This window comes from Nodosilinea sp. LEGE 07298, from assembly GCF_015207265.1.
Classification (GTDB): Bacteria; Cyanobacteriota; Cyanobacteriia; order Phormidesmidales; family Phormidesmidaceae; genus Nodosilinea.
Map to the genome: position 1 here is coordinate 1 of NZ_JADEXE010000543.1, position 1,994 is coordinate 1,994.

At 53.2% G+C, this 1,994-nt stretch carries 1 protein-coding gene; it reads right to left on the minus strand.

Annotation, left to right across the window (positions count from 1 at the left end; genetic code table 11):
• Positions 1-35 precede the first annotated feature (35 nt).
• Positions 36-1,994 (minus strand): tetratricopeptide repeat protein (locus tag IQ273_RS32850; protein WP_194027263.1); only part of this gene is annotated, 1,959 nt, incomplete at its 5' end.

Below are 1,994 nucleotides of genomic sequence, written 5' to 3' on the forward strand. Positions count from 1 at the left end.
ATCAACACGCGTTTGAAGTTGATTAAGCGCTCTGGCTACGGATTCACTAATTTTGAGCGATTCCGCCTCCGATGCCTAATCTGCTGGCATTTTTCTCCAACCGCTGCATAGTGATCCCAGGAGAGCCCGATATTTTGCGCCCGGTCACCACGAATGCGATCAGAGTAGGCATTTGCTAGATTGTTCTGGGTCATGGCCCATTTTTCGAGAAAATCCTCGCGAGTATACACCTGCAACGCCCGCTCATAGGCGTCGATTGCGTCTTCAATATTCTGCGCCCGGTCGCCATGAATGCGATTCTTGTAGGCAGCCGCCAGATTATTCTGGGTCATGGCCCATTTTTCGGGAAAATCCTCGCGGGTATACACCTGCAACGCTCGCTCATAAGCGGCGATCGCGTCTTCAATATTTTGCGCCCGGTCGCCGCGAATGCGATCAGAGTAGACAGCCGCCAGATTGTTCTGGGTCGCTGCCCATTTTTCCGGAAAATCCTCACGGGTATACACCTGCAACGCCTGGTCACAGGCGGTGATTGCGTCTTCGATATTTTGCGCCCGGTCACCACGAATGCGATTCTTGTAAGTAGCCGCCAGATTGTTCTGGGTCATAGCCCAATCTTCAGGAAAATCCTCGCGAGTATACATCTGCAATACCCGCTCATAAGCGGTGATTGCATCTTCAATATTTTGCGCCCGGTCATCGCGAATGCGATCAGAGTAAGCAACCGCCAGATTGTTCTGGGTCATGGCCCATTTTTCCGGAAAATCCTCGCGGGTATATACCTGCAACGCTCGCTCATAAGCGGCGATCGCGTCTTCGATATTCTGCGCCCGGTCGCCGCAAATGCGATCAAAGTAGACAGCCGCCAGATTATTCTGGGCCATAGCCCAATCTTCAGGAAAATCCTCGCGGGTATACACCTGCAATGACTGCTCACAGGCGGCGATCGCGTCTTCGATATTCTGCGCCCGGTCACCACGAATACGATTCTTGTAGGCAGCCGCCAGATTATTCTGGGTCATGGCCCAATCTTCAGGAAAATCCTCGCGGGTATACACCTGCAATGCTTGTTCATAAGCGGCGATCGCGTCTTCGATATTCTGCGCCCGGTCGCCACGAATGCGCTCAGAGTAGGCATTTGCCAGATTATTCTGGGTCATGGCCCAATCTTCAGGAAAATCCTCACGGGTATACACCTGCAATGCTTGTTCATAAGCGGCGATCGCATCTTCGATATTCTGCGCCCGGTCGCCACGAATGCGCTCAGAGTAGGTAGCCGCCAGATTATTCTGGGTCATGGCCCAATCTTCAGGAAAATCCTCGCGGGTATTAACCTGCAACGACTGCTCATAGGCGGCGATTGTGTCTTCAATATTTTGCGCCCGGTTGCCGCGAATGCGCTTTCTGTAGGCAGCCGCCAGATTATTCTGAGTCATGGCCCAATCTTCGGGAAAACCCTCACGGGTATACACCTGCAACGCCCGCTCACAGGCGGCGATCGCGTCTTCAATATTTTGCGCCCGGTTGCCGCAAATGCGATTTTTGTAGGCAGCCGCCAGATTATTCTGAGTCATAGCCCAATCTTCGGGAAAATCCTCGCGGGTATACACCTGCAATGCTTGTTCATAAGAGGCAATTGCGTCTTCGATATTCTGAGTCCGGTCGCCGCGAATGCACTCAGAGTAGGCATTCGCCAGATTATTCTGAGTCATGGCCCAGTCTTCGGGAAAATCCTTACGGGTATACACCTGCAACGACTGCTTATAGGCGCGGATGGCATCCTCGATATTCCCAGCCCGATCGCCCAAGGGATTTTGAGTCAAACTATTTCCCAATGTCATTTGCAGCGCTGCCCACAGTTCTTCATTGCCCTGGCGCGACAGCAGCACCAACGCCAGCCGACACAACTCTACCCGCTGCCCCATCTGCCGCACATCCCGAACCGGCTGGGCCAACGCTTGCAAAATCCCCTGTAAATCTCCCGACCCCTGGTC